Annotated in this window: 8 protein-coding genes; 3 read left to right on the forward strand and 5 right to left on the reverse strand. The window is 39.1% G+C overall.

The window, feature by feature from the left end; translation table 11 throughout:
- Positions 1 to 393: 393 nt before the first annotated feature.
- Positions 394 to 966 carry a DUF3611 family protein gene (locus tag PN471_RS13105; RefSeq protein WP_039203095.1) on the reverse strand — a complete coding sequence of 191 codons (573 nt, stop codon included), beginning with the start codon at positions 964 to 966 and terminating at the stop codon, positions 394 to 396.
- A gap of 123 nt (positions 967 to 1,089) precedes the next feature.
- Between PN471_RS13105 and PN471_RS13110 the strand changes: the two genes are divergently transcribed.
- Complete coding sequence (locus PN471_RS13110; protein WP_271777220.1) at positions 1,090 to 1,620, forward strand: cofactor assembly of complex C subunit B; 531 nt, start codon at positions 1,090 to 1,092, stop codon at positions 1,618 to 1,620.
- A 458-nt stretch (positions 1,621 to 2,078) separates the two neighbouring features.
- Here PN471_RS13110 and PN471_RS13115 read toward each other — a convergent pair whose 3' ends face one another.
- Positions 2,079 to 2,408 carry a DUF3155 domain-containing protein gene (locus PN471_RS13115; RefSeq protein WP_193897715.1) on the reverse strand — a complete coding sequence of 110 codons (330 nt, stop codon included), beginning with the start codon at positions 2,406 to 2,408 and terminating at the stop codon, positions 2,079 to 2,081.
- 303 nt (positions 2,409 to 2,711) lie between these two features.
- On the opposite strand from PN471_RS13115, the gene PN471_RS13120 reads away from it, so the two are divergent.
- Positions 2,712 to 4,079 (forward strand): sensor histidine kinase, encoded by a 1,368-nt coding sequence (locus PN471_RS13120; protein ID WP_271777221.1) that lies wholly within the window; start codon positions 2,712 to 2,714, stop codon positions 4,077 to 4,079.
- 156 nt (positions 4,080 to 4,235) lie between these two features.
- On the opposite strand, the gene PN471_RS13125 is transcribed toward PN471_RS13120, so the two are convergent.
- On the reverse strand, positions 4,236 to 4,916 hold the full coding sequence (locus tag PN471_RS13125) for a conjugal transfer protein TrbI (protein ID WP_271777222.1): 681 nt from the start codon (positions 4,914 to 4,916) through the stop codon (positions 4,236 to 4,238).
- Positions 4,917 to 5,237: 321 nt separating this feature from the next.
- Entirely contained in the window at positions 5,238 to 6,674 is a 1,437-nt protein-coding gene (locus PN471_RS13130) for an FAD-binding domain-containing protein (RefSeq protein ID WP_271777223.1), read from the reverse strand.
- A 112-nt stretch (positions 6,675 to 6,786) separates the two neighbouring features.
- Between PN471_RS13130 and PN471_RS13135 the strand changes: the two genes are divergently transcribed.
- Complete coding sequence (locus PN471_RS13135; protein WP_271777224.1) at positions 6,787 to 7,035, forward strand: hypothetical protein; 249 nt, start codon at positions 6,787 to 6,789, stop codon at positions 7,033 to 7,035.
- On the opposite strand, the gene PN471_RS13140 is transcribed toward PN471_RS13135, so the two are convergent.
- Positions 7,027 to 8,301: a dihydroorotase gene (locus tag PN471_RS13140; RefSeq protein WP_271777225.1), complete on the reverse strand. Its 1,275-nt coding sequence runs from the start codon at positions 8,299 to 8,301 to the stop codon at positions 7,027 to 7,029. The two genes, PN471_RS13135 and PN471_RS13140, sit on opposite strands and share 9 nt — an antisense overlap.
- Between the last annotated feature and the right edge of the window lie 52 nt (positions 8,302 to 8,353).

Consider the following 8,353-nt stretch of genomic DNA (forward strand, 5'->3'; position numbering starts at 1 on the left):
ACACAAACAAAGTCCACCTGCGTGGACTAACGAAAAATCAAGGCTTTTGAACCCACGAAGGTGGGTTTCGTCTGTGTAGCTGCGACTTCTAGTCGCCCTTGCAAGTAATAAATTAGACTTTTCAAACACCCTCTTAGGGTTTGCTGATAGCGCAGGGTGGCGTATGACTCCTACGTCGTCACGCAAGCTATGGCCATATAAACCGAAAACCTAGATATATTAAGAGTTTCCGGGTTAAAAAAGTGAATTAGGTGCAAGGAATAAGCATTGAAACCATTAAAAACTTATCACTTTCTGGAATTTGAGACTATTCTTATCTCCTTCTAATTCTTCCTCCTGACTCCTGACTCCTGACTCCTAGCCCTCACAGATAACTTTTTCAGCAAACCCTAATTATGGTTTATTAATGCGATTTATTAACCACAAGGATGACAACAACCCAGCGAAATGCGCTGATACAGTGTTTGTATTTGCCTGGACTATAAGCATATCTAATCCGCTAATAATCCGAGTCGGGTCAAATAATTGAGTAGTTACTGCTTGAGGAGATATAGACCTAGCTACTAGTGTACCAACGATCGCTTGCGCTCCCAATAAAGTGACCAATATTCCCCCCAAATTTATCCATAAACCTAAACGTAATACCTGCACGGTTTCCACCTTCCGAGGGCGATTAGTAGGGTTAGGGGACTCTAATTTCTTGCCGATTCTTGTGTAGCGATAAGCTAAGTAAATGCCAGCACCCAGCAGCAGTATACCACAAATTGCTAAAAATACGCCAAAGCCCGTTCCTGGATTATTGCTGGGGCTACCTGCTTTTTGACTAAAAATGCCAAATAATAGGACAATTATTCCAGAAATTACACCTAATACCAACTGAATCCACAAACTAATCCAACCTGCTAGGCGAAATTGTTGGGCTATAGCCCGGAGGTTAGATGATGGTGTTTCGGAGTTTTGCGTCATATAAAAATTAAAACTTAAAAATTAAGAACAACTTCCGTTTGTTGTTTGTTAGCTGTTACCTGTTTCCAGAATAATTGATAATGGTTTAAGTCTACTGAAAATTTCAGACGTAAAAATCTAGTTATGAATTCTACTGTTTCTCAATCTACGTTCCTGTTAACTTTTCTGTTATCAGTTGGCTTGTTTTTCTTTATACGGGCTTCAACTAAAGACCGGACGGAAGTGATGCGATTGGCTTCAGAACAAGATGGGAATACATTAATGGCTGCATTAAAAGAGTATTTTCGCTCTCGTGCTTATCGAGTCGCAGCGGTAGATGCTGCTAAAAATCAAGTCACTTTTGAAGGATTGGTTAGTCCTAGCTGGTTTTTAGCTATATTTTTGACTGTATTAGCGTCCGTAGGTTTGGGTTGTTTGGCGTTGGTTCTATCAATGCTGTTTCCTGATTTTGGGCAATTTTTTCTAGTCATAATCCTGTTTTCGCCTTTAAGTGGATTATTGTACTGGAAAAAATCTGGAAGACTTGAGAAGGTATCACTCAAGATGGAAAATATCCCAAGTGAACAAAACTTCTCAAGTACAATCACTGTAACTGCCCATAGAGATGAACTGGCTGAGTTACAAAGGGCATTACAGCTAAAGACGCTTGACTGATTGTTCGGGGTGAAAACTAGCATTATCTAGATTCATATAAGCTTCTGACTCAAGTTTTGAGGAAATCAGCAGTAGGGAAGAAGAGAAAATTCTGTTAGTGCTGTTAATCTTCCTGATGCTGGGGATGTCATGAGGAAAAATTTAAATTGGTGGACAGAGCTTGATAGTAGTCCAAATTAGTGAGAGCATAAATAATTCCTGCTTCATTTTTTGGATGACCCTAGCCCTGTCACTATTCTCTTTTGTATAAGCTGATAAAAAGCTGATTAATCTAATCTCTTATAGATTAATTAGGGATTAATTATGCCGTAACTTGAGAGAATGTATTTAAACCCTGCTGGCAAATCCAACCAAAAAATTAAAAAAAATGGAATTTTTGAACAAACTGGTCACAATTGCCAGTTAATTATTCACGGAGTCAGAAGTCACATTTGCAAGATATGATAGTCATTTGTTGTTTAGTTACTAGCCACAGCAACAGCGGCAGGTTCTGGTACTGGTGCTGTTGGTGATTCTAAAATCCTAAGACTAGGGAACAAGAAATGATTCTCTTCTACGTATTGAGCGCCAAACAGACCTTTTTCCGCCCAGAAATAACGGTCTGTTGTATGTTCGTTGCGTTTTACTAGTAGCAACGCCGGTGGCATGATACCTTCAGCTTGAATAAACTTTCTTGCTGCTGTCACAGGTTTATCTTCGCCACTTTCAATGCTGTACTGAGGGATATGCTCAAGTATGCGTCGTCCTTCTTGCCTACGACGACTCTTCCGTTTGCGTCTCCTTGCCAACCTATTGTCCTCCTGTTTCAAGCTATAGACTGTAGTTATCGCTACAAAATCCGTCGTCATTATATAAGTTCTATCTCAAAAGATCAATAGTTTTTAATGTTTTGATACAACTGGGGGAAAACTCTGAAAAATGCAGAATTAAAAATTAAAAAAATTGCTGACTTTTCAGCCATTACAAGACTAAACTAGATAGCTATAAACCTTGATTGGGGACTGGGGACTGGGGACTGGGTAATTTCGTTCTTCCTTGCTCGGTGACTCGGTGACTCGGTGACTCCTTTTTCCTCCTAGATTCCTGAACTCATGCTAATGTCTGCCAGTTCTGATTTTCTTGCTCTATGTCGAGAGCAAATGGCTCTGCTAACCCAAGGGATGGGAGCGAGCTTTAGCGTTGTTTATTTGACGCAAGAACTAGTAGAAAAATCTACAGCAGAGGCGCGACTAATTCCAGTAATGGTGTATCCAGAGACTATAGCATTAAATCCTAGTGATGAATATAGTGACGTGGGGGAAGGTTATCCTGTAAAGTTAGCTAATGTTTTGGCATTACCCAATCAGCAAATGAGATTGTTAAAACCGACTCCAATATCCTCCCATGAATCAGGGGAATCGGCAGCAACAGGAAAACAAAATTTACATGATGCACAAGATGAATACTGGCTGAGTCATAACCAAATTGTTTTACCTTTGATTCATGAAGGCGTAATGATGGGGTTATTGGTGACGGCCAGAGAAGATAGGGAATGGAGTGAACGAGAGGAACGGGAAATTGAACGGATTGCTAAGACTTTAGCGATCGCTTGCATTTTAGACCAGCGCCAGTCATGGTTACAACATCAACTCCAGCAGGAACAAATTCTCCAAGAAAGACAACGGGATTTATTAGATAATCTTTTACATCAGTTTCGTAACCCTTTAACTGCTATCCGCACCTTTGGGAAATTACTATTTAAGCGAATCCTACCGGTTGATCCTAATCGGGAAGTCGCTACCAGTATAGTCCGGGAGAGCGATCGCTTACAAGAACTATTAAAACAATTTGATCAAGTAATTGATTTAAATACGGCAGATTTAGAACCTTTACCTCTACCGGAATCAAAAGTAGTTATTAACGCAAATGTACAAAAAGCAGCTAAACCTGCGTTATTATTACTGGGAACAGGGGAACAATTAACTAATTGTTTCTTAGTAGATTTGTTAGCACCTTTATTAATATCTGCACAAGCGATCGCCCAAGAAAGAAATTTACAATTAATCACAGAAATTTCTCCCCACTTACCCTTAGCCAAAGTGAATGAAAAAGCCTTACGAGAAGTTTTGAGTAATATCCTTGATAACGCCTTAAAATATACACCACCTGGAGGTAAAATCTTAGTACAATGTGGGCAACAAAAAGGAAATTTACAAGGTATTGCTATTAGTGATACAGGACCGGGTATTCCTCCACAAGACCTAGAACATTTAGGAGAAAGACATTACCGGGGCGTACAGGCACAAACAGAAATTCCGGGAACTGGTTTAGGAATTGCCATTGCTAAACAGTTAATAGTAGAAATGCAGGGAAATATAGATGTTTTTAGTCCAGCCATTAACTCAATTATCACATTACCAAATACCCCAGGAACTACATTTATTATTTGGTTACAGTCCGTTGGTAAAAGTAGGGAATAGACTGAAAAATCCATTATAAATTGAGCATAGTTTTTACAAAAGAAGGGAACAGGGAACAGGGAACTGCGCCCAGTCAGGAGTAAAACTTATAAAGGTGTACCGAGTTTTGTATAGCTACGCCACGCAAACTATCAAAAATCAAATAGGAGTCCTATATTAACGAGTTATCACTAAATTTGAAGTCAGCGTAATATCTAAATCCTGTTCTGGTCTTAGCACAAAAACATCAGCTTTTGGTTTCCGTAATAGTATACTAGCTAAAGCCCCTGCTGCTGCACCACCAACAGGTTCTAAAACTTCAATTTTCTTATTACCTGTGATCAAAGAAATTACACTAGCAGCACCCGCACCAATAGCAGCATCAGTTAATATTTGTCCAGTGCTTGCTCCCTTAGTAATTGTTTCTGTTTGGGTGATAGTTTTAGAGTTAGCGTAAATTTGTTGTCGTTGTCCAGAAGGAAATACTAATTCTCTGGCTACGAAACGAACACCTTGCTGATTATTACTAGAAGATCGAGTATTTAATCTTACTGGTTGTAATTCCCCAATAACCGCACTATTAGCAGGAATTAAAATATTTCTGTTACTATCAGTAACATTATCAGCTATTTTTAGAGTTAAAGCCAATGTTTCACCCGGTTTGACAATAACCTTCTCTTTTTCGTAAGTAACAGGTAAAGTCGCACCAGAGCGAATACTAATTGTCCGCGATTGATTGATATTAAATCCTTGTGCCATAACAGGACTAAAGGACACAAAGGGGGTAGCTACACCTGTGGTAATGGCTATAGCCATGAGTGCAGCGGTGCTAGATTGCCAACGGATAGAACGGCTCATGATAAGATTGCCAAATAACATATATTAAGATGACGTGGACTCGCTAGGATAGTTTCTGGACAATTGTTAATTAAGCATAAGCACTGCATAATTAGGGTTTATGAGCGAGTTAGGTTTGGTTAAGGTTTTGAAAACTGCAATTATATCCTTTTAAGTAGGTGAACACAATAAGACTAATCTGTGTAAAAGTATGATTTTATTTCACGCAGAGAGTAAGAGTTTGAGAGATGGAATTTTCGACTTTCATACCCCAATTCACCAACGCCCTATTTTGGAGGTGCCTAATAGATTGATTGTTTTAGTATTTAGGATTTGTTAATGCTAACCAATAGTCTTTTGTTGTTGATATAATTGCTTAAACAACGCTTGCTGTTGTTTATGATCAACAATTGGTTGAGGATAATTTATTCCATAATAATCTAACGGGGGAATTTTCCCAGTTACCAAGTATTCTGGAGCTACATAACGCAATTCAGGTATCCACTGACGAATATATTCCGCTTCGGCATCAAATTTTTGGGTTTGACTGGCAGGATTAAAAATGCGTAATGGTTGAGGGTCCATACCACTAGAAGCACTCCATTGCCAGCCTCCATTATTAGCAGATAAATCACCATCAATGAGTTTCTGCATAAAATATTTTTCTCCCCATTGGGGATTAATAATTAGATCTTTAGTCAAAAAACTGGCAACAATCATTCTACATCTGTTGTGCATCCAGCCGGTTTCATTTAATTGACGCATGGCGGCATCTACTATGGGATAACCTGTTTTACCTTGACACCAAGCTTGAAAATACTTTTCGTTATTTTGCCAAGGGAAGGTTTTAAAAGTGTCTCTATATGCACCTTTAGCTAATTCTGGAAAATGGTACATAGCGTGTTGATAAAATTCCCGCCACGCTAATTCCTTTTGCCATGTTTGGATACTGGCATTTACTTCTTCACTATTACTATTTGCCAGTGCTTCTATAGTAGTTTGCCAAATAGTTCTAATACCAATAACACCAAACTTTAAAGCGGCACTTAATTGAGATGTACCATCAATTGCGGGAAAATTCCGCTGTTCTTGATATTCATTAATGGCAGATTTGGCAAAATTATCTAATTTTTCTTGTGCTGCTAATTCTCCGGGAGAAATTATTAATTCTGCATCCCAAATAAAACCCAAATCTGCGGCAGAAGGTAAATTAATAGTTCCTGTGAGTTGAGAAATTTCTTGTTCTTCTGCTGTTAAATTTTCTAGATTTGCTAAAGGTTTAACTGGTTTAGCTTTAGATTTAGTAATCCAATTTCTCCAAAAAGGAGTATAAACAGTATAGGGAGTTTTCGCACCACTAAAAATTTCTGTTGGTGAATGTAATAACTGATCCCAATTGTAGTTAAGAAATTCAATTCCTTGAGTTTTCAAAGCCTCAATTACGGCTAAATCTCGTGTTTGGGAATAGGGTTCAACATCCCAATTCCAAAATACGGCTTTTGCTTTTAAGGCTGTTGCTAATTTGGGAATTGCGACAACAGGATCATTCTGCAAAATTAATAATTGACTACCTGCTTGCTGATATCTTTCCTGAAGAGATTGCAAACAGCCAATCATATATTTTACCCTAACGGGGGCAATATCATCACTGGCGAGAATTTGAGGATCTAGACAAAATACACCTACGATCTTCGCACTTTTTTCTCTAGCCGCAGCTAGTCCTGTATGATCAGAAATGCGTAGGTCTCGACGATGCCAAAACAGAATTAGATCGGACATTGAATATTAATATAGTTCTGATGTACTAAATTATAGTATACCAATTTTATGTGAAGCTGCCCAGAATAATTAGGGTTTGCTGAATAAGTCTTCTAGTGAAGAGAGGTGACAGGTGACAGTTTTAGCTATCTGTCACCCCCAAACTTTTAAGTTTATTAGAGGTAAAATGCTCCGTTTTGGTGCTACTCCTCCTCAAAAACCTTGCAACTATTTTCCTTTTTATCAACCTCAAACCTTTGATTCATTTACGTTTTACGTTTTTTCGGCAAGCCCTAATTATCATCCGTATTTATTTGCGTTTATCCGCGTTCATCTGCGTTCAATTATTATTAAAATCTTACTTCACGCAGCTTCATTTTAAATTAGAATCACACCAAATTTGCACAACCCGACCTGTAACTTCTTGACCAAACCAAGGAGTATTATAAGCAAGTGTTTGCAGATTTGCTTTGTTCACATTCCAAGTTTGCAACGGATTAAATAAAGTTAATTCAGCTTTTTGACCGGGTTGAATGGCTTTAATTTCCTGTTGTAAACAAGCTGCTGGTTGATGACTCAAAACGCGCCATAATTCTAAAGCTGTAAATTCTCCGGTGGTGACAAGATTTTGCCAAAGTAGGGGTAATGCTAATTCTAAACCAATTGACCCCGGTGGTGATTCCCCAAAGGCTTGAACTTTTTCTTCATAAGTATAAGGTGCGTGATCAATAGCGATCGCATCTATAGTCCCAGTTCGCACAGCATCCCGTAAGCATAGCATATCTTTGTGATTTCCCAAGGGCGGATCTAAATGTAAGGATGTGTGATAATTTCTGATAGCTGTTGTATCGAGTAAAACGTGCATCCAGGTGGTACTAGCGGTGATGGGCAGACCTTGAGCTTTGGCTTTGGCAATTAATTCTACACTGCGAGCAGTAGAAACACGCATAATATGGACTGGTGTACCAACATCCGCGACTAATTCTAATAAAGCGGCAATTGCCGTTGTTTCCGCACTAACTGGAATGGGAGATAAACCTATTCGTAAGGCTTCTGCACCGTCTCTGATTCTACCATTAGCTGCCAAATGGCGATCGCATGGCCAAAAAGCCACAGGTTTACCAAAGGGTTGAAGATACTCCAAAACCCGTCTGACTATCCCCAAATTGTCCCAAGGTTTAGCATCAGTAAAACCCACAACCCCCGCTGTGGCTAAATCTGCTACCTCTGTTAATTGTTTACCTGCTAAATCTAAGGTAATTGCCCCCCAGATATGCAAATGGGGAGAAGCTTTTCCTCTATCTCTCTCTTGCTGTAACTGCGCCACTAAGGCAGGTTGATCAATGGGTGGTGATGTATCTGGCAAAACACCCACCCTAGTAAAACCACCCGCTTCGGCAGCTTGCAACAAAGAACTTAAAGTTTCTCGCTCTTCAAATCCAGGTTCACCTGAATGACTATATAAATCAACTAATCCCGCTCCAAGAATTAGTCCTTGACAATCACGAATAGAGGTATCGTCACTAAAATCTGTAATTTGCGAGGCGATAGTTTGGATATAACCATCAATAATTAATACATCTGCTACGTTATCAGTTTTCTGGACAGGATCAATTACTCTTACTTGTTTTAATAGTTCTTTGGTCATTGGTCATTGGTCATTGGTCATTGGTCATTGGTCATTGGTCATTGGTCATTGG

Source organism: Aphanizomenon sp. CS-733/32 (genome assembly GCF_028330045.1).
Classification (GTDB): domain Bacteria; phylum Cyanobacteriota; class Cyanobacteriia; order Cyanobacteriales; family Nostocaceae; genus Dolichospermum; species Dolichospermum gracile.

What these genes read in the sequence shown, in the direction of transcription:
- PN471_RS13105 (WP_039203095.1), bottom strand. Translation starts at nt 966, where the DNA reads ATGACGCAAAACTCCGAAACACCATCATCTAACCTCCGGGCTATAGCC.
- PN471_RS13110 (WP_271777220.1), top strand. Translation starts at nt 1,090, where the DNA reads ATGAATTCTACTGTTTCTCAATCTACGTTCCTGTTAACTTTTCTGTTA.
- PN471_RS13120 (WP_271777221.1), top strand. Translation starts at nt 2,712, where the DNA reads ATGCTAATGTCTGCCAGTTCTGATTTTCTTGCTCTATGTCGAGAGCAA.
- PN471_RS13125 (WP_271777222.1), bottom strand. Translation starts at nt 4,916, where the DNA reads ATGAGCCGTTCTATCCGTTGGCAATCTAGCACCGCTGCACTCATGGCT.
- PN471_RS13130 (WP_271777223.1), bottom strand. Translation starts at nt 6,674, where the DNA reads ATGTCCGATCTAATTCTGTTTTGGCATCGTCGAGACCTACGCATTTCT.
- PN471_RS13140 (WP_271777225.1), bottom strand. Translation starts at nt 8,301, where the DNA reads ATGACCAAAGAACTATTAAAACAAGTAAGAGTAATTGATCCTGTCCAG.